General features: G+C 63.6%; 20 protein-coding genes. 6 read left to right on the top strand and 14 right to left on the bottom strand.

The window, feature by feature from the left end:
* The first annotated feature begins 102 nt into the window (after positions 1-102).
* The 3 genes from QQF40_RS09110 (at position 103) to QQF40_RS09100 (ending at position 3,782) form a co-directional block, all read left to right on the top strand.
* Positions 103-369 (top strand): OadG family protein, encoded by a 267-nt coding sequence (locus QQF40_RS09110; RefSeq protein WP_175089626.1) that lies wholly within the window; start codon positions 103-105, stop codon positions 367-369.
* Positions 370-574: 205 nt separating this feature from the next.
* The gene (gene oadA / locus QQF40_RS09105) at positions 575-2,392 is read left to right on the top strand and encodes a sodium-extruding oxaloacetate decarboxylase subunit alpha (protein WP_285461140.1); all 1,818 of its coding nucleotides are present in this window, start codon (positions 575-577) and stop codon (positions 2,390-2,392) included.
* Positions 2,393-2,462: 70 nt separating this feature from the next.
* Positions 2,463-3,782: a sodium ion-translocating decarboxylase subunit beta gene (locus QQF40_RS09100; RefSeq protein ID WP_131432760.1), complete on the top strand. Its 1,320-nt coding sequence runs from the start codon at positions 2,463-2,465 to the stop codon at positions 3,780-3,782.
* Positions 3,783-3,867: 85 nt separating this feature from the next.
* On the opposite strand, the gene QQF40_RS09095 is transcribed toward QQF40_RS09100, so the two are convergent.
* From QQF40_RS09095 to QQF40_RS09070, 6 genes are all read right to left on the bottom strand, one after another.
* The gene (locus QQF40_RS09095) at positions 3,868-4,983 is read right to left on the bottom strand and encodes a metal-dependent hydrolase (protein WP_285461139.1); all 1,116 of its coding nucleotides are present in this window, start codon (positions 4,981-4,983) and stop codon (positions 3,868-3,870) included.
* Between the two features lie 50 nt (positions 4,984-5,033).
* On the bottom strand, positions 5,034-5,618 hold the full coding sequence (locus tag QQF40_RS09090) for a DNA-3-methyladenine glycosylase I (protein WP_285461138.1): 585 nt from the start codon (positions 5,616-5,618) through the stop codon (positions 5,034-5,036).
* The gene (locus QQF40_RS09085; RefSeq protein ID WP_285461136.1) at positions 5,618-6,022 is read right to left on the bottom strand and encodes a DoxX family protein; all 405 of its coding nucleotides are present in this window, start codon (positions 6,020-6,022) and stop codon (positions 5,618-5,620) included. The genes QQF40_RS09090 and QQF40_RS09085 overlap by 1 nt, the downstream gene beginning before the upstream one ends.
* A gap of 66 nt (positions 6,023-6,088) precedes the next feature.
* Entirely contained in the window at positions 6,089-6,532 is a 444-nt protein-coding gene (locus QQF40_RS09080; RefSeq protein WP_285461134.1) for a GNAT family N-acetyltransferase, read from the bottom strand.
* 44 nt (positions 6,533-6,576) lie between these two features.
* Positions 6,577-7,182 (bottom strand): glutathione S-transferase family protein, encoded by a 606-nt coding sequence (locus QQF40_RS09075; protein ID WP_175089621.1) that lies wholly within the window; start codon positions 7,180-7,182, stop codon positions 6,577-6,579.
* 133 nt (positions 7,183-7,315) lie between these two features.
* The gene (locus QQF40_RS09070; protein ID WP_176677998.1) at positions 7,316-7,918 is read right to left on the bottom strand and encodes a LysE family translocator; all 603 of its coding nucleotides are present in this window, start codon (positions 7,916-7,918) and stop codon (positions 7,316-7,318) included.
* 157 nt (positions 7,919-8,075) lie between these two features.
* On the opposite strand from QQF40_RS09070, the gene QQF40_RS09065 reads away from it, so the two are divergent.
* Positions 8,076-9,527, top strand: coding sequence for an aminotransferase-like domain-containing protein (locus QQF40_RS09065; protein WP_285461133.1), 1,452 nt, complete (start codon positions 8,076-8,078; stop codon positions 9,525-9,527).
* 13 nt (positions 9,528-9,540) lie between these two features.
* Here the strand turns inward: QQF40_RS09065 and QQF40_RS09060 are convergent, their stop codons facing one another.
* The 4 genes from QQF40_RS09060 to QQF40_RS09045 all read right to left on the bottom strand — a co-directional run bounded on the left by QQF40_RS09060 (position 9,541) and on the right by QQF40_RS09045 (position 14,607).
* Positions 9,541-10,842, bottom strand: coding sequence for a methylated-DNA--[protein]-cysteine S-methyltransferase (locus QQF40_RS09060; RefSeq protein ID WP_285461132.1), 1,302 nt, complete (start codon positions 10,840-10,842; stop codon positions 9,541-9,543).
* A 150-nt stretch (positions 10,843-10,992) separates the two neighbouring features.
* Positions 10,993-11,517 (bottom strand): acyl-CoA thioesterase, encoded by a 525-nt coding sequence (locus QQF40_RS09055; protein WP_043332919.1) that lies wholly within the window; start codon positions 11,515-11,517, stop codon positions 10,993-10,995.
* 272 nt (positions 11,518-11,789) lie between these two features.
* Complete coding sequence (locus QQF40_RS09050; protein WP_285461131.1) at positions 11,790-13,100, bottom strand: short-chain fatty acid transporter; 1,311 nt, start codon at positions 13,098-13,100, stop codon at positions 11,790-11,792.
* A 172-nt stretch (positions 13,101-13,272) separates the two neighbouring features.
* Entirely contained in the window at positions 13,273-14,607 is a 1,335-nt protein-coding gene (locus QQF40_RS09045) for an MATE family efflux transporter (protein ID WP_254627085.1), read from the bottom strand.
* A gap of 285 nt (positions 14,608-14,892) precedes the next feature.
* Here QQF40_RS09045 and QQF40_RS09040 point away from each other — a divergent pair, with 285 nt between their 5' ends.
* Positions 14,893-15,174, top strand: coding sequence for a hypothetical protein (locus tag QQF40_RS09040; protein ID WP_285461130.1), 282 nt, complete (start codon positions 14,893-14,895; stop codon positions 15,172-15,174).
* 106 nt (positions 15,175-15,280) lie between these two features.
* On the opposite strand, the gene QQF40_RS09035 is transcribed toward QQF40_RS09040, so the two are convergent.
* From QQF40_RS09035 to QQF40_RS09020, 4 genes are all read right to left on the bottom strand, one after another.
* Positions 15,281-18,211, bottom strand: coding sequence for a sensor domain-containing diguanylate cyclase (locus QQF40_RS09035; RefSeq protein ID WP_285461129.1), 2,931 nt, complete (start codon positions 18,209-18,211; stop codon positions 15,281-15,283).
* Between the two features lie 519 nt (positions 18,212-18,730).
* Positions 18,731-18,988: a YfhL family 4Fe-4S dicluster ferredoxin gene (locus tag QQF40_RS09030; protein ID WP_175089615.1), complete on the bottom strand. Its 258-nt coding sequence runs from the start codon at positions 18,986-18,988 to the stop codon at positions 18,731-18,733.
* Between the two features lie 10 nt (positions 18,989-18,998).
* Positions 18,999-19,508: a pantetheine-phosphate adenylyltransferase gene (gene coaD / locus QQF40_RS09025; protein ID WP_175089614.1), complete on the bottom strand. Its 510-nt coding sequence runs from the start codon at positions 19,506-19,508 to the stop codon at positions 18,999-19,001.
* A gap of 227 nt (positions 19,509-19,735) precedes the next feature.
* Entirely contained in the window at positions 19,736-21,610 is a 1,875-nt protein-coding gene (locus tag QQF40_RS09020) for a beta-ketoacyl synthase (protein WP_285461181.1), read from the bottom strand.
* Positions 21,611-22,088: 478 nt separating this feature from the next.
* Between QQF40_RS09020 and trmB the strand changes: the two genes are divergently transcribed.
* Positions 22,089-22,778, top strand: coding sequence for a tRNA (guanine(46)-N(7))-methyltransferase TrmB (gene trmB, locus QQF40_RS09015; RefSeq protein ID WP_175089613.1), 690 nt, complete (start codon positions 22,089-22,091; stop codon positions 22,776-22,778).
* The last annotated feature ends 4 nt before the right edge of the window (positions 22,779-22,782 follow it).

Raw genomic sequence — 22,782 nt, 5'->3', positions numbered from 1 at the left:
TATCCGTCGTGCCGTGTCCGGCGTGACCGAAGGCATTGGCGTTCAGCGCAGGCGCTGCGCCGTAGTGCGGCTCGATAACGAGAAAGACTCGAGGACACTGGCATGCAAGAGAATGATCTGCTCGGTGAAGGCTTGAACCTGATGGTGTTCGGGATGGGGTTCGTGTTCGTGTTTCTAAGTCTGCTGGTGGTCGCCATGATGGCGATGGCCAGGCTGGTGGATCGCTTTGCGCCTGCACCAGTGCCCGCTGCGCCAGGTGCTGCGCGGGCGCCGGCTGCCCCGGCCCCTGCGGCAGAGGACGACAGAGAACTGACGGTCGTCATGGCCGCGGCGATTCACCGCTTCCGGCAGGACCAGAGCAGGCACTGACGCTTTCGCGGCTTCGCCGATAGCATCTGGGCTCTGCCGAGCGTCTGACCACTGCCAAGAGTAGCAGGCGGCGATTCTATCACGAGCAGTACGGTGGGTAGACCTCCCCCCGAGTGCAATATTCCGTGTTGCAGGCTGATGCAACAGGCTGCCTGCAGCGCGCGCAGAACTCGATATCCACAATATAAAGAACAAGGGATCACTCATGGACAAGCAACCGCTGGGCATCACGGATGTGGTACTGCGCGACGCGCATCAGTCACTGCTGGCCACGCGCATGCGTCTCGATGACATGCTGCCGATCGCCGCCAAGCTGGACGATATCGGCTTCTGGTCGCTGGAGAGCTGGGGTGGCGCGACCTTCGACGCCTGCATTCGCTACCTGGGCGAAGACCCCTGGGCACGCATTCGTGCCCTCAAGGAAGCGATGCCCAAGACCCAGCAGCAGATGCTGCTGCGCGCCCAGAACCTGCTCGGCTATCGTCATTACGCCGATGATGTGGTGGATACCTTCGTCAAGCGTGCCGCGACCAGCGGTGTCGATGTCTTCCGTGTCTTCGATGCCATGAATGATCCGCGCAACCTCGAGCGTCCGCTCAAGGCGGTGCTGGATCAGGGCAAGCATGCCCAGGGCACCATCTCCTACACCGTGAGCCCGGTGCACACCCTGGAGATGTGGGTCGAACTGGCACAGAAGATCGAGTCCATGGGCGCCCAGTCACTGGCGATCAAGGACATGGCGGGCCTGCTGACGCCGTACACCGCCTTTGAGCTGGTCTCGCGCCTCAAGGCGAGCCTGTCGATCCCGATCCACATGCAGTGCCACGCCACCACCGGGCTTTCCACCGCCACGGCCCTCAAGGCCATCGAGGCAGGCATCGACAACGTCGATACCTCCATCTCTTCCATGTCGATGACCTACGGCCACAGCCCGACGGAATCCGTTGTCGCGATGCTGGCGGGGACCGAGCGCGATACCGGACTCGATCTCGAGAAGCTCGAGGATATCGCCGGCTATTTCCGCGAAGTGCGCAAGAAATACGCGGCCTTCGAAGGCAGCCTGCGCGGTATCGACTCGCGCATCCTGGTCGCGCAGGTGCCGGGCGGCATGCTCACCAACATGGAAAGCCAGCTCAAGGAGCAGGGCGCCGGTGACAAGCTGGATGACGTACTCGCCGAGATTCCGCGAGTGCGCAAGGACCTGGGCTATATCCCGCTGGTGACGCCGACCTCACAGATCGTCGGCACCCAGTCGGTGATGAACGTGATGATGGGCGAGCGTTACAAGTCGATCTCCAAGGAAGTCCAGGCGCTGCTCAAGGGCGAATATGGCGCGGCACCGGCGCCCTTCGACAGTGAGCTTCAGTCCCGCGTGCTGGAAGGCGCCGAGCCGATCACCTGCCGCCCGGCAGACAACCTGGCGCCGGAGATGGAGCAGCTGCGTGAGGAGCTCAAGGGCAAGGCCAGCGAAGAAGGCATTACGCTGGAAGGTGGCGAGCGCGAGACCGATGACGTGCTGACCTACGCGCTGTTCCCGCAGATCGGCCTCAAGTTCCTGCGCAACCGTGGCAACCCGGATGCCTTCGAGCCTGCCCCGCAGGCTGTCGATGACAAGGCGCCCAAGGCTGCAAGCGCGCCGGCCGCCAGTGCTCAAGCCGCGTCGAGCGGCCCGCAGACCTACACCCTGAACGTCAACGGCAAGCAGTATGTGGTCGAGGTCGCCGAAGGCGGAGACATCACCCAGGTGCAGGCCAGCACGCCAGCGGCACCTGCTCCGGCAGCCACGGCGGCATCTGCCGCACAGGCCGCCTCCGGTGAGCCGGTGAGTGCGCCGCTGGCGGGCAACATCTTCAAGGTCAATGTCAGTGCCGGTGACAGCGTGGCCGAAGGGGATGTGGTCATCATCCTTGAGGCGATGAAGATGGAGACCGAGATCCGTGCCCACCAGGCCGGCACCGTCTCCGCAGTGAAGGTCAAGGAAGGCGACAGTGTCAGTGTCGGCGACGTTCTGATCACCCTCTGAGCCGGTATGTCCGGCCCATCGTCATGCACGGTGGGCCGGTCGGTGATGCTCCTCTGCAAGGCGACACGACATGGACAAGATACTCAACCTCTGGCACGGCTCGGGGCTCTACAACATGAGCTTCGGCCAGCTGGCGATGATCGTCATCGGCCTTGGCCTGCTTTATCTGGCGATCCGCAAGAACTTCGAACCCCTGCTGCTGGTGCCGATCGGTTTCGGCGGCATTCTGGCCAACATCCCGGAAGCCGGGCTGGCGCTGTCTGCCGCCGAGCAGGCGGCCCATCTCGGCAAGCCGGAGCTGTTGGCTTCGATGGCCAATCTGCTCAACGTCAATATCGCCAGCCTGCCGCTGGATGAGGCGCGCCACGCGGTGGAGCAGGCGCTGCATGGTGAGATCCCGGCCGCGCTCAAGCAACAGGCCAGCAACATGGCGCTGGATGGCGGCTTCTCCAACGGCATGCTCTACAGCTTCTACAGCGTGGCGATCGCCTCCGGCATCGCGCCGCTGGTGATCTTCATGGGCGTGGGCGCGATGACGGACTTCGGCCCGCTGCTGGCCAATCCCAAGACCCTGTTCCTCGGCGCGGCGGCGCAGTTCGGTATCTTCGCGACCCTGCTGGGCGCGGTGGCGATGACCTCGATGGGCCTGATGGACTTCAGCCTGCAACAGTCGGCGGCCATCGGCATCATCGGCGGTGCGGACGGCCCGACCTCCATCTACGTCGCCAGTCTGCTGGCGCCGGAGCTGCTGGGCGCGATCGCCGTGGCGTCCTACTCCTACATGGCACTGGTGCCGATGATCCAGCCGCCTATCATGCGCGCACTGACCACCGCCAAGGAACGCAGCCTGGTCATGACCCAGCTGCGACCGGTGTCCAAGACCGAGAAGATCCTCTTCCCGCTGGTGCTGCTGATCATGGTGGCGATGCTGCTGCCGGACGCCGCACCGCTGCTAGGCATGTTCTGTTTCGGTAACTTGATGCGCGAGTGTGGTGTGGTGGAGCGTCTGTCGGATACCGCCCAGAACGCACTGATCAACATCACCACCATCTTCCTGGGGCTGTCGGTGGGCTCCAAGCTGCAGGCCGACAAGTTCCTGGCGGTGGAGACACTGGGCATTCTGGCCCTCGGCGTGGTGGCCTTCGGCATCGGCACGGCCTGCGGGGTACTGATGGCCAAGCTGATGAACAAGGTCTCCAAGACACCGATCAATCCGCTGATCGGGTCGGCCGGGGTCTCGGCGGTGCCGATGGCGGCACGTGTCTCCAACAAGGTCGGGCTCGAGTACAACCCGCATAACTTCCTGCTGATGCATGCCATGGGGCCGAACGTGGCCGGTGTGATCGGCTCGGCGGTTGCCGCGGGGGTGATGATCAAGTACCTCGGCTGATCGTCTTTGCAGCACTGATACGACAACGCCCGCCATGGCTACCATGGCGGGCGTTGTCGTATCTCGGGTCTTCATCAGTGGCGCTTTATCTTGTCTCGGCCGAGAGGCTGGAGGGCGTGGCAGAGACGGTGCGCTGACTCGGTTGCATGCGCGTCTGCGGGTCGTGGATGGCCTGCCAGAGGCTTTGCAGGGCGGCGCGATCGACAGGTCGGCTGGGCAGGCGTTGACTGTCCTCGAGCTCTTGCCATCCCCCTGGGGCACTCTGACGTGCGAGGGCAAAGCGGAAGGGGTGATAGCCGGGCGAGCCCAGGCGTGTATCGGTCACTGCCAGCAGCGTCTCACCCTCTGGGGTCCGCTCGCGGCTCGCGCGCAGATAGGGCGCCGCGAACCAGCGCAGGCGCTGGCCGTCCTCCAGCTTCGCGACCTCGGCATCCAGCGTCGGATGGCGCGGAAAATCGCGGCGTGCGAGAGACGCCAGCTGCGCGTCGGAGTCGAACACGCTGACCATCCATTCGTGATCTGCCTGCGGCGTGGTCGCGCTGACACGCCACAGCAGGCTGTTGAAGGGAGTCGGCTGTACCATGCGCGGGGCGTCGGCGAAGCCCTGGCTGGCCAGCAGCGGCGCCACGCGATGTTCGACCCAGCTCTTGGCGGCCAGCCCCCAGCCCAGATAGAGGCTCGAGAGCATGAGGCCCGCGGTCAGAAGGCGCCCGGCACGACCACGAATCGCCACCCACAAGCCGGTGATCAGCAATGGCAGGGTGTAGAGCGGGTCGATGATGAAGACGCTGGCCAGACTGATGGGCCGACTGGGCCACGGCCACAGCAGCTGGGTGCCGTAGGTGGTGAAGCTGTCCAGCAGCGGGTGGGTGACCAGGCACAGCACGCAGTAGGCGATCAGCCGACCACGGCCAAGATTCGCCAGACGTGGCAGGCGAGCCAGCAGCCAGCCGAGCACGATGCCCAGAAGCGCCAATACCGGCAGGGAATGGCTGAAGCCACGGTGGTGGGTGTAATTGGCGACCGCGTCGCCGTAGTCGATCATCACGTCGAGGTCGGGCAGGGTGCCGAGCGCCGCTCCGCCGAGCAGCGCATGGCGGATGGCCGCACCGCGTTTCGGGCTGGACAGGCGGCGAATGGCCGGCGTCATGACGGCGCCGCCAACGACGGCCCCGAGGCAGATCTGGGTAAGGGAGTCCATGCGTGGGCTACCTGTGAGGAAGAAGAGAGCGGGAGGCGTGAGAGCAGGCGTCAGTCATCTGAGCGGATCGCCGCCAGGGCGCCCGGCTCGGCCCAGCGCGGGCCGGCATCCAGCACGCGCGCCTGCACCGGGCAGTCATCACGATGACAGCCGGGCAGATAGCCGCAGCTCATCAGCAGCTCGTTGACGATCTCGGGGCCGGTGAAGCGGAAGGTCTTCTTGAACAGCTTGATCCAGGCTGATAGCGGTTGAGGATGGTGGGCATCCAGCCAGCCGCTGAAACTGCCGTGGGAGTCCTTGAGCTGCATCACCACGCCTGCGTTGTGGACCACGGCATTGATCTTGAGCCGGTTGCGAATGATGCCCGCATTGCTGAGCAGGCGCGCGCGATCCTCGTCCCCGTAGGCGGCGATGCACGCGATGTCGTAATCCTCGAAGGCCTCGCGGAAGGCCGGACGCTTCTTGAGCACTGTCAGCCAGGAGAGGCCGGCCTGATTGATCTCGAGCACGAAGCGTTCGAACAGCACCCGGTCATCGCTGACCGGAAAGCCGTATTCATGATCATGATATGGGCCATGAATCGGGTGCTTAGGAGCATTCTCGCAATAGGTGCTGGCGGTGACGACGTCGGCCATCAGTCCTCCTGTACCGCGTAGCGGCCGCTGCCGAGAAAGACGATGGCCAGGGCGCTGGCGAGGAAGAAGCCTTGCAGCTCCAGCGCCCAGCCGCCGGAGGGAGACAGGCTCAACAGCTGGCCCATGTGCGCCACGGCAAAGGCGAACAGCATGTTGGCGACCACGATCAGCCCGGCGATGCGCGAGTGCACGCCGAGCACCAGCATGATGGGCGCGATGATCTCGCCGATGTAGACGCCATAGGCCACCACGCCCGGGATGCCAAGATTCTCGAGCTCGCCGGCGATCCAGCTCAGCGTGCCGCCATCACCAAGCAATTTCGAGAGGCCATGAAACAGCAACAGCAGGCCCAGCATCAGGCGCAGTATCAGCTTGCCGAGGTCGTCATTTTCGAGAAATTGCACGGTAGAGCTCCTTGCTCAGCGGTCGTCGGGCTTGCTCAGCGGTCGTCGGGATGGAAGGCGGCTGTCTCAGGCGTTGGGGTTGTCCACCAGAATGCGCGAGAAGCGCACGATCTCGGCATTGCGGTTGGTCCAGCCAAGGCGCTCCCAGAAGCGATGGGCGTCATGGTTGTCGTGCAGGGTATCCAGATGCACCTTGTCGATGCCTTCGCTGGCCAAGGCCGCCAGGCAGCGGTCGACCAGCGTGCTGGCGATGCCCTGGCCACGCATGTCCGGCGCCGTCATCACATGCTGAAGATAGCCGCGCTTGCCGTCATGGCCCGCCATGGCGCAGCCGACCAGGCGCTCATCGAGAAAGGCCAGGTGGCTCATGCCGGGGTTGCGCGCCAGATAGCGGGCGACAGGGGCATGGCGGTCGGCATCGCGGATGACCACTCCCGGGGTCGTCTCCATCATGGCGATGAAGGCAGGGTGGTCTTCCGGTGTCATCGGGCGATAGGTCAAGGTTGGCATCGTGTGTCCTGGCAAACGGCGGTCGTCGGGGATGCCATATCCTATCAGTCCCGCGGGATATCGAAATGTCTCGGCTGCGCCGCGACACGTGCCAGCCACGCCTGAATGGCGGGGTAGTCATCCAGCGCGAAGCCGCCTTCATCGGCAACATGCGTATAAGCATAAAGGGAAATGTCGGCGATCGTGAATCGCTCCCCGACCAGCCAGTCATGCTCGGCGAGATGGTGCTCCATCACGCGCAGGGCGCGCTTGCCGCCCTCCTGCTTGGCGGCGTACTCGGCGCGGCGCTCGTCGGGGAGGCCGAGGTAGCGGTTGATGAAGCGGGCGGTGGCGATGTACGGCTCATGGCTGTACTGCTCGAAGAACTGCCACTGCAGCACCTTGGCGCGCAGGAGGGGGTCACTCGGCAGGTAGTCGCTGCCATCGGCGAGATAATTCAGGATGGCGTTCGACTCTGACAGCGTCTCGCCGCGATGCAGCTCCAGCAGCGGAATCTTGCCATTGACGTTGCGGGTCAGGAATTCCGGCGTGCGGGTGTCGCCGGCCAGAATGTCGACCTCGATGTAGTGATGATGGCGTTCGAGCAGGTGCAGCAGCAGCTCGACCTTGTAGCAGTTGCCGGAGCGGCGATCACCGTAGAGTGTCAGCATGCAGGGAGCGTCCTGTGCGAGCGTGGAATTGGCGTCTCGACAGTCTAACCAACCTCGCCTGCATGAACAGTGATCATTCGAACAGTGTTCGACGCTTCGATGTCATTCGCGTGCTCCAGACGCAGGCTGTGGATCAGCCGAGGATCATCACCACGCAGGAAGCGGTCAGTACGCCCATCACGCGATTGAAGATCTTCCAGGCGCGTTCGGTATTCAGCAGGCGCCCGATGGCGGTCCCGAAGCCCGCCCACAGCGAGATGCACGGCAGCGCGACCAGTTCCGCGAAGCCTGCCAGCAATACGGCGTTGAGCAGTGCCGGGCCTTCCTCGGGCAGAAAGCTCGCCATCAGCGCCATGCCCATCACCCAGGCCTTGGGATTGGCGAACTGGAACAGGCTTGCCGCGAGAAAGGTCATCGGGCGTGCATCCTGCTGGCTGGCGAAGTCAGGTGGCGGGGCGGTGGCGATCTTCCAGGCCAGGTAGAGCAAGTAGGCACTGCCCAGCACCTTCAGCAGCGTCTGCACGATGGGATAACGCTCGAAGACCAGCCCCAGCCCCAGCGCGATGGCGATGAACAGCACCAGGCAGCCGATCAGGATGCCAAAGATATGCGGCAGGGTGCGCCAGTAACCATAGTTGGCCCCCGAGGCCGTCAACATCACGTTGTTGGGGCCGGGTGTCAGGGTCATCGACAGCATGAAAAGCGTGGCGGGGGCCAGAAAGGCGAGGGATTCCATGGGTGTCCTTCAGCGTGGTGGGCGTTGTCGAGGTCGCATATCTGATTGTATGGATTCAATTTGCAAGTGCCGGCACATTCCCGTGTTTTATGGCTTGTTGGCGGCATGTTTTGAGCATAATCTGATGACAATTACCGTCAACAGGTTTTTTGTCACCATGACAATGTGGATTCCGACCCTGGACCCCGCCATGCCGCGCTACCGTGCGCTGGCGGAGGCCATCCGCCTCGATATCGCCTCAGGCCAGCTCAAGGAAGGCGAGCGACTGCCTCCTCAACGGCGGCTGGCGGATGCGCTGGGCGTGACCATCGGCACGGTGACGCGAGGCTACGCCGAGGCCGAGCGGAGTGGCCTGGTATCGGCGCGTGTCGGGAGCGGCACCTACATCAACGGCGCCACCCGGAGCGCGCATGGATCCTCCAGCAGCTTCGGGCATGCATTGCGTGTCAGAAAGGCCTATGGATTGGCGTCAGAACAGGAGGGCGTGCTGTCGGCAGCGGCCGGCGTGATCGATCTCACCATGAGCCTGCCACCGCCTCACCCCGCGCGGCAGCAGGGAATGGCGGCGGCGCTGGCCGCGATCAGCCAGTCACCCGAGGCCTTGCTGCGCAGTGTCGAGTATCAGAATGAATTCGGGGACGGCAGCCACCGGCAGTTGCTGGCGAGCTGGATGGGTGAGCTCGGCATGCCGGTCGACCCCGAGGAGCTGATGCTGACCCAGGGCGGCCAGAATGGCATCACGCTGGCGTTGTCGGCGCTGCTGGCGCCCGGGGATGCCGTGGTCACCGGCGCGCTGACCTATCCCGGGCTGATCGTCGCCAGCGCCGAACGTGGCCTCAAGCTGTTGCGGGTGCCGCTGGACGAGGACGGCATGGATGTCGAGGCGCTGGCGCGGCTGTGCCGTCAGCAGGCGCCCAGAATGGTCTATGTGATGGCCGAGCAGAACAATCCGGGCGCGGCGCAGTTGTCTCATGCACGGCGCGAGGCCCTCGTCGCCCTCGCGCGCCAGCATGACTTCTGGATTCTGGAAGACGGGGTACAATATCTGCCCGACGAGGAGTGCGGCACGCGGCTCTATCAGATGGCGCCGGAGCGCACCCTGTATGTCTTCAGTACCTCCAAGTTGCTGGCCGGGGGCCTGCGCCTGGGCGTATTGCGGGCGCCGGTGGAGGTGCTGACCCGCATCGGCGCAGTGCTGCGCAGCCACAGCTGGATGGTGGCGCCACTGTTGATGGAGACGGTCTGCGCCTGGTTGACCAGCGGCAACGCGACACAGCTGGTGGAGTGGCAGACGGAGGAGATGCGCGCGCGCCAGAAACTGGCCCGCACGCTGCTGGCGGAGTGGTCGCCGGCGGCGCGGCCGTCCTCGTTTGACCTGTGGCTCGAGCTGCCCGAAGGGCAGCGCAGTCAGGCGATGGTCGCGTCGTTGGCCGAGCGGGGTGTGCACGTCACCAGCGCCGAGCCCTTCTGTGTCGGCAATGAGCCGCCACCGCAGGCCATCCGGCTGTGCCTGAGCGCCGCCGAGAGCCGTGAGGCGCTGACCTACGCGCTGGAAATCTTGCGCGAGCAGCTGCAGGCGCCGCCTGCGCTGCGTCCCATGACGCTCTAGCGCTTCGCCGCTCTCACTCCCGGCGGTCGCCGGACTCCTGCGCCAATCTGGCCTGCTTGAGCGGCACGCCCCAGCGATAGCCGCCGAGCCCGCCATCACCGCGTACCACACGATGACAAGGCGTCAGCAGAGCCAGCGGGTTGGCACCACAGGCATTGGCGACGGCGCGGCTGGCGGTCGGCCGCTCGAGCGCCTCGGCCAGCTGGCGATAGGTCAGGGTATCGCCACTCACGGTAGCGTTGAGCTGCTGCCAGACGCGCAATTGAAAGGCGGTGCCACGAACATCCAGCGGCAGTTCAAGCAGCAGTGCATGGCTGGTCTCCGGTTGCTCACACAGGGCCAACAACCGTGCCCCCAGTGAGGCATGCAGCAGACGACTGGCCGTGTGAGCGCTGCCGTCCTGCTCGTCTGTCTCTGTCTCTGTCTCCATCTGCTGCCAACTGGCCTTGGGTAAGCGTGCTTCCAGCGCCTGCTGACCCGCCTCACGACTGTCGCTGAGCTGAATGACGACCACGCCACGCGTGCTGAGTCCTGCGCTCAGCCAGCAGGACTGTTCCGGTATCCCGAAGCGACACGGCCAATGCAATGCCAGCAGGTCTTCTCCCTGGCCGCCGGAGCGGCGGGCGCTGGGCGTGATGCCGTCCCTGCGTGCATAGGCACGGCTGCTGGAGCGATAGCCGGCGGCGATGATCGCCTCGGTCACGCCATGGCCCTCCTCCAGCAGCGCATGGAACTGCATCTGGCGCAGACCCGCCGAGTACTCGGAAGGTGACAGGCCCAGCAGTGCCGTGAAGCGGCGCTGAAGATGCGAGGCGCTTATCCCGTGCTCCGCCGCCAGGCTTGCGAGTGACGGGGTGGGCTCGCCTGCGGCGACGGCCTGCTCCAGCTGCCGACACACCGCCAGTGGCCAGGGCATGGCGGGGGTTGAGTCAGTATTCGCAGGTGTCGAGCGGGCGGCAGTGGAGGCGCGTGAAAGTGGGGCGTTCGATTCCGGCATCGTCGGTGCTCCAGGCGTGGCCCTGACGGGGTGGCGGTTCTGCTTGTCGGCCTGAGGGCGATCAGGCTTGTCGGGCTGCTCAGGATGACAGCGCCGGCAGGCGCGCATGCCCGCGGCTCGCGCCGCGTGACAATCGGCAAACAGGCGCAGGTTGTCGCGGCGTGGCGCCGGGGATGGGCAGCCGATGCGACAGAAGATGCCAGTGGTGATCACGCCGTAGCGCAGCGCCTCCCCGGCGATCGGCTGGCGCGCCAGCAGACGCTGCCAGATGGCCTCATCGCGCCCTTGAGCGTCGCCAGCGGCAGGTGGTTCCGTCATCCCCGCCGCTGTCTTTTCGCCGGACACTGATGTCATCGTTCATCTCGCTGTGCAAGGTTCACGATCAGTATCGCCATCCGCTCGGGGCTGTGCACTCCGTATCTTGTGCTGACTGTCAGGATTGCGCTCGCAGCGCTTGCCGGGAGTCGCTCAGAACTCGATGGATTCCTGGCGCTTCTCTTCTTCTTCGGCCTGCTTGCGCAGCTTCTTGCGGATGGCGGCCTTGTGGAAGCGCAGCTTCTGTTCCTGGGTTTCCAGGTTGAGTGGCGGCACCGGCACCGGCTGGCCGTTGGAATCGACCGCGACCATGGTCAGATAGCAGCTGTTGGTATGGCGAATCAGGCGACCCTGGATGGATTCGGCGACCACCTTGATGCCGATCTCCATCGAGGAGCGGCCAACATGATTGACCGAGGCCAGGAAGGTGACCAGCTCGCCGACGTGAATCGGCTGCTTGAAGCGCACCTGGTCGACCGAGAGGGTGACGACATAGCTGCCGCTGTAGCGACTGGCGCAGGCGTAGGCGACTTCATCCAGCTTCTTGAGGATGGCGCCACCGTGCACCTTGCCACTGAAGTTGGCCATGTCGGGGGTCATCAGTTCGGTCATGATCAACTGATGCTGGCCGGGCAGAGCTTCGTTGAGGGCGGTCTGTTCTGGCTGGTTCTCGCTCATTGGGGCGTCCTTCAGGCACGGGCCTGTCAGGTGAGTGGGAGCTGTCAGTGGCTCTCAGGTGAAGCAATGGCTCTGGCATGCCGCGCAGAGAGGGATAATGGCTAGTCTGCGGGATTCGTGACGTCTTGGCACCCCGTGAGCGGCATATCAGCTATCTATAAACGACCTTGCCCCCACAGTCGCCTGTGGGGGCAAGGAGCTTGCGGGGTTATCGGTAAGGCTATCTGAATCACTGGCTGAAAAAGCTGGCTGACGCCGCCGTCAGCCAGGTATCAGAGCAGCGTCAGACCCAGCGAGATGATGATGCCGGTCACCAGCAGCTGCACCAGGCAGAAGCCCATGATGTCCTTGGCCTTGAGGCCGGCGATGGCGAGCACCGGCAATGCCCAGAAGGGCTGCAGCATGTTGGTCCAGGCATCGCCCCAGGCGACGGCCATGGCGACGCGTGGCAGGTCGGCCCCCAATGCCTGGGCGGCGGGAATCATGACCGGTGCCTGCACGGCCCACTGACCGCCACCGGAGGGCACGAACAGATTGACGACACCGGCACTGATGAAGGACCAGAACGGCAGGCTGTCGGCGGTGGCAATCGACACGAAGCCTTCGGACAGCGTGGCGGCCAGTCCCGACTGCACCATGATCGCCATGATGCCGGCGTAGAAGGGGAACTGGATGACGATGCCTGCGCCACCCTTGATGGCTTCATTCAGGCTGTCCAGCAGCTTGCGCGGCGTGCCATGCAGCACGATGGCCAGGAACAGGAAGCTGAAGTTGATCACGTTCAGGTTCAGCCCGCCGCCACGGACCACGAAGTGATCCACCAGCCAGGCGAGGCCGAACAGGCCGACGACCCAGGCGAGAATCGGCGAGTTCTCGAGACGCTCGGCGGGACGAGGCTGGTCGCTGATCTCGGTGTGTTTCTCCTCGAGCAGGGCCGGGTCCACGTACACGCTTTCCTTCTCGAAGGGCATCATGGCGCGATTGACCAGCGGCATGATGATCAAGAGCGCCGCGACGATGGCGATATTGAAGAAGGCGAAGATGGTGTCCGAGGTGGGCACGATGCCGATGCTTTCCTCGGTGAAGTGGCCCGCGGTGGCGATGGTCAGCGGAATCGAGCCCGAGATGCCCGCATGCCAGATCACGAAACCGGAGTAGGCACTGGCGATCAGCAGGCGGTAATCGACCTTGATCATCCTGGCCAGCTGCTTGGCGAACAGTGCCCCGATCACCAGCCCGAAGCCCCAGTTGATCCAGCTGGCGATCAGCGATACGAAGGTGACCAGCATGATGGCGCTGCCGGGCGTTCTGGCCAGCGAGGCGATGCTGGCCAGGCCTTTCTTCACCGGCGGGGTGTTGGCGAGCATGAAGCCTGAGATCAACACCAGCAGCATCTGCATCGAGAAGGTCAACAGATTCCAGAAACCATCGCCCCAATAGCGCATCACCTCAGCGGGGGAGCGCTGTTCGATGAGCATGGCGGCTGCTGCTGCAACGACAGTCAGCAACAGGACGAAGATATAGGGGTCAGGCAGATAGCGCTCAACCAGCTTGACGGCTGGCCGTGATAGCGATTGCAGCATGTGAGAGTCCCTGTTGGCTTTTTATCAGTATGGGAAACGGGTTGGCACGCTCACATTAGTCCATTCGCTATCAGGAGAATATCGCGCGATGGTCGAGTGGCATGCCAATGCCAGCGGCAAGCCTTTCAGCGCTGCATCAACCTGCTGGTGGCTTCAGCCAACGGGCATGGCATCAGCGCCAATGATGGCGGCGATGATGCAGGTAGTAGCCGCCGAGCACGGCAGAACGCACGCTGGTGAACAGCAGGAAGGCCAGCCACAGTCCATGATTGCCGAAGCCTTCGAGCAGCGGCCATAGGCCGATGAAGGCCAGCAGGGATATCACCAGCGTATTGCGCATTTCACGCGTCGCCGTGGCACCGATGAAGATGCCGTCCAGCAGGTAGCTCCACACCGCGACCAGGGGCATGGCGACCATCCAGGGCAGATAGACGGTGGCCAGGGCGCGTACCTCGGGAATGTCGGTCAGCAGGTGGATCAACGCCGGCCCGTAGAGCCAGAGCAGGCCGCTGGCCGCTGTCGCGGTGATCAAGGAGAAGCGGGTTGCCGCCCCCACGCTGCGCGCGAAGCGTTGCCAGTCGTTCTGGCCGACGGCTCGCCCGACCTCTGACTCCGCTGCCTGGGCGAAGCCGTCCAGTGCATGGGACGTCATCATCACGAACTGCAGCAACACCGCATTGGCCGCCAGAACATCATCTCCGAAACTGGCACCCTGTGAGGTGAAATAGGCCGTCGCGCCCAGCAGGCACAGGGTGCGCACGAACAGATGCTGATTGACGCGGATCAGCGCGCCCCAGGCGGGCAGAGACAGCAGCGCTGCGCGATCACTGCGCCCCGGCATGCGCCTGAGCTGGCGGGCGACCAGCCACAGACCCGTGGCCAGCGCACAGTAGTCGGCGATGACGCTGGCCAGCGCCACGCCATCGCTGGTCATGCCAAGGCCGGGCACGAAGGCCAGGTCGAGCAGGATGTTGACGCCATTGGTCAGCACGAGGATGCCAAGCGTGACGCGCGAATTCCCCAGCCCCAGGAACCAGCCCAGAATCACGTAGTTGATCAGCACGGCCGGTGCCGACCACAGCCGGATGCTGGCGTAGTCATGGGCCAGGGCGCGCGTGGTCTCGCTGGCCTCCATCAGCGATAGCCCCAGGGTGATCAGCGGCGAGCCGGCGATGATCAATACCAGTCCGATGGCGAGTGCCAGCCCGATGCCCTGGCCCAGCAGGGTGCGCAGACCATCGTGGTCTTCACGGCCATGGGCCTGTGCCGTCATGCCGGTCGTGCCCATGCGCAGAAAGCCGAAGCCCCAATAGAGAAAACTGAAGAGAACCGCGCCCAGCGTGACCGCGCCCAGGTACACCGCATCCTCAAGATGCCCGACCACGGCGGTATCCACCAGCCCCAGCAGCGGCACGGAAATGTTGGAAAGGATGATGGGCCAGGCCAGGCGCCACATATGGCGATCGGCTGAAGGCAGTGCGGCGGTCTTCATGGAGGGGGTGGGCATGATGAGTCCGAATGAAGGGGTGAAGGTAACGTCAGCCGGGAGAGGGCGGCGAGCCATGACGTTGATCAGGATAAGGCCTGGCAGGGCTGGGCGTAATGGCGCTGGAGCGCTAATCTAGTTCTGGTGACTTGATGGCAAGGCCTGCCATGCGCCAGCCGAGAGATTCACTGGCGGGAAGATCCATAACAGGGACGCATGGAGCGTCCGGACGCAAGGGAATTGACTATGAAACGCACGATTCTTCAGCGAAGCACGCGATTGCGCACTGGGCTTGCAGCAGCTGGCATGACGCTGATGCTGACGTCGCCGGTGCAGGCCATCGAGCTGCCCAGCGAGCAGGGTGACGACACGCCCAGCGCAGGCATGATGGTGGCCGATGCCCTTGTCGGGCGTCCACTGTTGCTGGCTACGACCGTCGTTGGTGCTGCCATCTTTGTCGTGTCGGCTCCCTTCGCGGCCATGGGGCAGAATATCGATGAGACGGCGCGCGTACTGGTCGCGACCCCGGCGCAGGCGACCTTCGCTCGCTGCCTGGGCTGCAAGACCACGCGTGTCGATTGGGATTGAAGATGTCCTGATCGCGGCTGGTGAGTATGCGCCGCTCAAGTCTGTACACGACAACGCCGACCTCGAGGGTCGGCGTTGTCGTGTCTATAGGCTGTGAGAGCGGCGGTCAGTGCGCGGGTTGCCTGGTGTGGCTATCGGCTGCGGGCGGCAGTGAGTTGAAGCACAGCACGCGTTTGCGTCCGGCGCGTTTCGCCTCATAGAGCGCATTGTCGGCCATGTTGAACAGCGCGTCGGTGGCCTGGCTGTCATGCGGCGCGTTGGCGACTCCGGCGGAGAAGCTCAAGCCGGTCAGCGGCCCCAGTGTCTCATGCTCGAAGACTTCTTCGTGGAAGGCTTCGAGAATGGCCTCGACGCGTGCACGTGATACCGCTGCGCTGGCACCGGGGATCAGGATCACGAACTCTTCACCGCCGTAGCGACAGGCTTCATCGGAGCTGCGCAGCGACTCACGTATCAGGTTGGCCAGGCGGGTGAGGACCTGATCGCCCATTTCGTGCCCGTAGGTATCGTTGACCTGCTTGAAGTGGTCGAGATCCAGTATTACCAGGGACAGTGGGTTGCCGATGCTGGCCTCGGCCAGTTTCTGAGGCAGAACCTCATCGAGGTGGCGGCGGTTGAAGAGGCGCGTCAGCGTGTCCTTGCGCGCCTCATGTGCCAGACCTCGCTTCAGCTGCAGGTCTGCCAGTGCCAGCATCACCAGGTGGCTGACATCCTCCGCCAAGGGCTGCAGGCGCTCCAGGCTGTCCTCTTCCGGCGGGATAAGCAGCACGAATTCCCCCACCTGGCCATCCCCGACCGTCAACGTCTGCTTGAGGTGACGAGCGTCGGTGGGCGGTGTTCCCCAGTTGATATGCATCGTCTGATTGATGTCATTCGGGTCGTGCAGGGTCACGTTACCTTCGCAGCCGGCGAACAGGCTGGGCAGACGAACATTGAGCTGAGTGGTGATCTCATCGAGCTGAGAGCAGGTCAGCAGGCATTCCGCGAGGTGATGGATCTGGCTGCGGCTCTCGGAGAGTCGCGACAGCTTGAGGTTGGCAGCCTGCAGGTCGCGCTGGGCACGCTTGCGATCGGTGATGTCGTGAACGATGGAGAACAGCAGAGTGCGGCCGTTCAGGTCCACCGGGCCGGTAAAGATCTCGACATCACGCAATTCACCGTTGGCAAGCTGATGGCTGGCCTCGAAGTGGTTGTCGGTACGGTTGACGACCGCACGGATGCGCTTGGAGAGCGACTGGCTGGCCAGCACGTTGATACGGCCCAGTGGCATGCCGCACATCTCGCCGATGCTGTAGCCATAGAAGTCGGCGGCGACCGGGTTGGCATCGATGATCTCTGCAAGTTCCGGGTCGATCAGCAACTTGATGGCGTTGCCGGTGCTGAAGACTTCCTGATACAGGGTCGCGTTCTCCTCGAGCAACTCGATGGCGCGGCGGCGGTCCTCGATATTGTTGATCAATACCAGGGTGCGCTCTTCGCCCTCCAGCGGCGTGAGGGTGACTTCTGCCCAGAACATCTGTCCCGTGTCGGTCTGCATGTGGTATTCGTCCTGAAAGCTGCCACCCTCGCGTTGCAGCTGGCCCCAGGCACGTTTCATGCGACTGATCTCGTCCAGTGAGAACAGCCCCCACAGCGATTGCTGGAAAAGTTCGGCATCACTCTTGCCCAGCAGGGCATGCATGGCCGAGTTGGCATCCGCGATGGTGCCATCCCGGTCGGCGACGATGATGCCCACCGGGGCGGAGTGATAGATGGAGCGTAGACGGGCACGACTGCTGATCAGGCGTTGCTGTTGCTCCTTGATCCAGTCGATATCGCTGTGAGTGCCGATCATCCGAAGAGGCCTGCCATCCTCGGCACGTTCCACCACGCGTCCCTGATCGAGAATCCACTTCCATTCGCCGTTGCGCGTCAGCATGCGGTGCTCGTTGCGATATTCTGCGCTGTGGCCTTCAAAGTGCTGTTTCAGGTCGTCGAGAGTGCGCGGCATGTCATCCGGGTGGATGCGTGACTTCCACTCATCGAAGCTGCTGCCGATCTCGTGTTCCTGGAAGCCGAGCGTGGCCTTCCACTGCGGAGAGTAGAAGACGTGATCGGTGTCCTGCTTCCAGTCCCAGACGCCGGCGCCTGACCCTTCCAGCGCGAACTGCCAGCGTTGCTCGGCCTCACTCAGAGCGTCACTCATTTTCTGCAGCTGTTGATAGGGGTAGACCATGCGCGATGAATAGATGGCGTGATAGATCATCGCGTAGGCCACCACCTTGTACAGATGGCCGAGCAGATTGAAGGCATCGAAGGCAGAGGCATAGAGCGTGAAGCACAGCTCGGAAACCCCCGTGGCCAGCGCCGCGACCGCCAGCCAGCCGGCATTGGTGCCTTCAGGCAGTCGGCGCGCGCCGAGCAGAAGTACCGCGGCCAGCGCAGCGCTCAGTGCCAGAGCCCACTCGTAGCCGATCTTCCAGGCGGTCAGGCCGCTGCCGACGATGAAGGTCTCTGGCAGGAAGTCGAGATGAAAGAGGCCTATCCAGCTCACCATTAACCCGATGGCGAGCGTCACGCCAAAGGCCACGGGCAGATAGCGGCGCGGCACGGGACGGGCTGTCAGCAGGCAGGGAGCCAGCAGCGCGATGATGAAGGCGGTCCGTCCTGCCAGCCAGAAGTGGATGGCCTTGCTGACGGAGGCTTCGCTGACGAAGTCAGGCATGCCGTCGTAGCTGAAGATATGCACCATGTCGAAGAAGGCGGAGAGCATGAAGGCACACCCCATGACCAGAAAGCTGGTCGGCAGTGTCCGACGGTGCCCTTGGAAGATGGAGACGGCAGACATCACTGCGACCAGTATCGCACCCATTTCCAGCAGTGAATGCGGGACAAGGTACTGTCCGATCGAGCTGAACAGCTGCGGGCGCGGCACCACGATCAAGACCACCATGATCGCCAGCATGACAAGCAGCATTCCCGTGCCGGCATTAGGCAGCTGTGTGCGTGTCCCCGGGAAGGGGCGCTTGAAAACGGTAGAAAGAGAGCGAGAGGACATGGGCAATCCGTGCGCGTGAAAGGGGGCGATCGGTGACTTTATCACTACAGGGTAGAATAGTTTGTTTACATTATCCTAACAGAAAATAACCTGGTGTAGCGTTTGGTATTGATTGCGTAGCCGTTTAGGCAGGGGGCGGAGCGCAAGCTGACGACCATGACGTTGTCTGGCCATCTCAGCAGTGGGACTGGCGGGAGCAGGCAATGACAGGCAGCGCGTCGCGGGAGATCGTGATCGAGGGCGAAGAGTGTCGCTGGTCGACGTCTTTGCCAGTCGGTTTCGTTACCCGCTGGTTTCTCGCGGCAAGAGGCGCCGCGTTGGGGGGCAGGCGCTGAAGCGCCTGTCAGGGCCGAGCTTGAGGAAAGGGCTTGAGAAAAGGAGCTTGCAGGAAAGGCTATCGGGGAGCGCTTGAAAAAGGCTTGCGGAGAAGGCAAGAGGAAGCAGGCAGCAGCCGTCACGACGGATGTGGCGCAGTACAGGCCATGTCATCGTCATGACGGCTGTCGGAGCAGGCGGCAATCAGTTGCCGAGTGCGGCCGTGATGATGTGGTACTTGTCCATCAGCTCTTCCCGGCTTTCCTTGTTGGCCGGGTCGAGCGGGATGCAGTCGACAGGGCAGACCTGCTGACATTGCGGCTCATCGAAGTGTCCGACGCATTCGGTGCACAGGTCCGGGTCGATGACGTAGATCTCTTCCCCCGGCGAGATGGCCCCATTGGGACATTCCGGCTCGCAGACGTCGCAGTTGATGCACTCATCAGTGATGATCAGGGCCATGATGCTGTCCTCAGCTTGTGGCTGTGTCGTCGTCGGTAGCGGTGAAATGCCGGGCGAGGGTCTCGGCCACCAGCGGATGCACCAGACGCGACACATCACCGCCATGACGCGATATCTCGCGCACGATGGTCGATGAAATGTAGGAGTTCTGTAATTCCGGGGTCAGGAACAGGCTATCGACGTGCGGAGCCTGGGCCCGGTTCATGTTGGCCAGCTGCAGTTCGTACTCGAAGTCGGAGACCGCACGCAGGCCGCGCAGAATGATACGCGCATTCTGCTGCTCAAGCAGCTCTGTCAGCAGGCAGCTGAAACCGATGACCTCGACATTGTCGAGATGCGCCAGAATCCGGCGTGCCAGATCGATGCGCATCTCCAGCGGCAGGGCAGGGCGTTTGCTGGGGCTGTAAGCCACCGCCACCACTACCTTGTCGAACAGGCGGGCGCCGCGCTCGATCAGGTCGGTATGGCCATTGGTGATCGGGTCGAAGGTGCCGGGATAGACGGCGATGTTCTTGGGCATGACGAACTCGAGCTCTGTCGGCAGCGGGTCAGCCTGGTGACCGGCTGCAGTGGACGACGAAGGATGAGGAGCCGCAGAAGGCCGGGGCGCAGTGCCTGTCGCGCCGCCGGCTCCCCTGGTACGCCGAGTGTAGAACCCCTCGCGCGGCTTGCCAGTCGCGCGAGGGGATTCGTCACCGAGTGCGCAACCCGGGAGGGGTAGCCAACCGGTCTTGCAGCGAGCCTGGCTTACAGCGAACCGAAGGGGTTGTCGACCTTGAGCGAGACGGGCTTCGCATAGCCGGGGATACGGATCTCGCGATCCGTGATCTCCAGCTCCGGACCTTCGAGCACACCTTCACCGAAGCGATAGGTCGGCGTGAATTCGCCGCGCTGTGCCTTGTCCAGATAGTCAGCACGCCGCTGCTCGCAGAGATCACTGCGCTCACGCCAGGCAGCCAATGCCTCCTCACCGTGTCGCGCCGCCAGCAACTTCAGCGTGACATCTGCCGACAGCACCACGCCACTGGCGTTGTTGCCACCGAAGCCCTTGGCATTGATGAAGGCGACATCTGCGGTGAACTCGCGCGCCTCGCGGCGAATGTCGAGATGGCTGTGATGCACGTCATCGGCGATGGCATCCAGCGTCGGGATACCTGGCAGGATGCCGGTCGCCATGCTGCCGAGCGCCGATACCGCCTGATCGCCCGCGGCGCTGCCCTGGCTGTGGCCGACGAAGGATTTTACCGCCACCACAGGCCAGGACTGGATGTCGTTGGCGCGAGCCACTTCATTGAGCACATGGGATTCGGTGGTGCGGTTCTTCGGCGTGGAGGTGGCATGTGCGTGCACGAAGCTGCGCTGGCGCACGCCTTCATCGCCGACGATATCGCGCGCCAGCGCTACCGCCTTGCTCAGGGTGATGTAGTTGCCGACGCCGGGTGCCGAGATGGAGCGCTTCCAGCCGTCTGCATTGACGAACACGTCCGGCACGCTGCCGATGATGCGAGCGCCGGTGTCCAGCGCCAGATCATCCGCCATCAGGATCACGAACTGGGTCGCTTCCGCGATGGTGAAGCCACAGTTGCGCGCGAACGGGCGACAGGCCTTCTGGTAATCGCTGTCGGTGAGCACTTCCAGCGCGTCGAGGGCCTTGAGGCTCTCGTCATCGGCCAGAGCCCCCATGCTGCGGAAGCCCTCGATGACTTCCGGCGTGATCGGCGCATCGGCGGTGCCGACCATCACCACGCGGCGACGGCCGCTGCGGATGTCGTTCAGGCCCAGCTTCAGGTTGTAGAGGAAGCTGGCACAGGCGCCCATCGCTGCACCGGCGCCGCCGACATTGCCCAGCACATAGGCATTGAGGAAGTCGGCGGGCATCTGGGCATAGCCCAGTGGCATCTGCTTGGAAGTGGCGCGCTCGCCGGCCACGAATGACTTCATCAGTCCGCCCCAGCCTTCGGCATCCATCTGGCCGATGGAGTTGCCGGCGTAGACGGCGATATCGTCCGGATCGAGGCTATCGCGCAGCGCATCCCAGTCCAGGCCGCTGTCGCCGAGGCAGTCGCTGGCGCCGAAGATGGTCATCGACAGGCCGCGCGGGTGATGCACGCTGCGATAGAGCTGTTCTGGCGCGAAGCCGCTGGGCAGCTGACCCGCGGCGCGCACCAGCGCCTGACGATGATCGGGCAGCAGAACCTCGAATTCGCCGGCCGGTACCGTGACTTCGACATGACGGTTGTCCAGCTCGCGGATCTGCCAGTCAGCGGGCGGCTGTTCCGGCAGCTGGCGGCTGCGCAGCGTGAAGGTCAAGTCCTGGCCCAGCGTCAGCTTTGACTGACGATTGGCAGGAATGCCGGTCGCGTTGAAGCGCTCGTCTTCAATGCGACGAATCAGGGTGTGGGACAGCACCTGGTCCGCCAGGCGCTCCGCGAGTGCCTGAGCCTCGGCGGGTTGGCCTTCGGCATCGAACCACTGGCCCTGATCATCGCAGCGGGCGAGGTTCATGAGCGACGCGAGCCCCAGCAGGGTCTCTTGACGGTCTGTCTCCGGCAGGGAGTCGAGCACCGTGCGTCGGAACGCCTGATGGCCCGAAGTTCTGCCGGCGGCATTGACGCCGCCCATGCCGACGATCACCGGTAAGTGTGACAAGCCGCTTTCCTCGTAAAAATACTGTGAGTCGTTGGTCTGGGCGATACCTCTGCGGATATTCGTCCAAATGATGGGCGGATGATAACACCCCCTCAATACAGGCGTCATGCACCCCTGCCTCTACGCGGGCGCGCCAGCGAGCGCTTGCTGCGAACACTGTGCGATATCTCTGCGCTCAGTGCGAGACCCTCTGGCCTGTTTTTGTACTTGTCATGGCATGGAGTGATCGTGGTTAAACGTTTGTTTGATTTTCGAGAAACAAGCTGACATTCTGTCTTGGCTGTTTGAGTTGGTGTAGGCGCGTGCCGCGAGGCAGGCGCCTTTTTTTGTGCCCAGGCCTTTCTGCACCGCCGGCCCCGGATGGGCTGTGCGCCATATGGCGCAGCCCGATGCAGGCGCATCTGCTAGACTCCGCGCGTGATTTTCCTGCCCGTTGCTATCGGAACTGCTGATGTACGCCAACTCCCGCCAGATCGATTCTCCCCAGACCGGCCCCCACGAGGATATCGAGCGTCGCGTGCGCCGTGCGATGGCGCATCCGCTGCGCAAACCCGTGGCGGAACATACCCGCGAAGCGTTCCTGCAAGCGCAACGGTGGTTGTCGGCTCAGGGCAGACCCCTGTGGCTGGACAGTGGCTGCGGCGTCGGGCGGTCGACGCGTCAACTGGCACTGGCGCACCCGGACCATGCTGTCATCGGTGTGGACCGAAGCGAAGACCGTCTCAGTCGCAAGCATGGCGAGCTGCCGGACAACGCCCTGCTGGTGCGGGCAGACCTCGTCGACTTCTGGCGTCTGGCGCTCGCCGCGGGCTGGGCACCTGCGCATCACACCCTGCTCTATCCCAATCCTTATCCCAAGGCGCGCCACCTCAAGATGCGCTGGCAGGGCCACCCGGTATTCCCGATCATCATGGCGCTGGGAGGTCAGCTTGAGCTGCGCACCAACTGGGAGATCTACGCCCGGGAATTCGCCCAGGCCATCGGGCATGCTACCGGTGTCGAGGTGACGGCCCACGCCTTCGAGCCGCAGGGTGATTATCTGACGCACTTCGAGCGCAAGTATCACGAGTCTGGCCAGGCGCTGTGGCGACTCGAGTGCCAGCTTGAACACACACCCGAGCGCTACCCGCTGCAGGTCTGACGTG

Source organism: Cobetia sp. LC6 (assembly GCF_030264805.1).
GTDB lineage: Bacteria > Pseudomonadota > Gammaproteobacteria > Pseudomonadales > Halomonadaceae > Cobetia.
The sequence above is the reverse complement of the archived record's forward strand: the minus strand, read 5'-3'. Positions and strand labels throughout refer to the sequence as shown.